Genomic DNA, 246 nt, shown 5'->3' on the forward strand with positions numbered 1-246 from the left:
ACTTTACGCTTCTTGCGATACACGTAAGTCCAGAACTCATCAACCTCTAAGCGTTCATAGTAGCGCTTCTTAGGCGCGATCTTATAAACAGATGAGCCTATGGTGCCCAATACTTTACCGATACTGACTGAGGCTATAATAGCTATGTCTCTAACACCGCAACCTCTCACCGTCATTAGCCGTATGATGTCTTCTATTTTAGAGTGACAGCCCTTATAAGTTAAGGCATGGTCACCAATGAATTGA

At 43.1% G+C, this 246-nt stretch carries 1 pseudogene; it reads right to left on the minus strand.

The features are described 5' to 3' along the window. A pseudogene (locus ACT3SX_RS15745) lies at positions 1-246 on the minus strand (IS1 family transposase); the annotation flags it as partial.

This window comes from Psychrobacter sp. AOP31-B2-9 (assembly GCF_052378005.1).
Taxonomy (GTDB): Bacteria; Pseudomonadota; Gammaproteobacteria; order Pseudomonadales; family Moraxellaceae; genus Psychrobacter.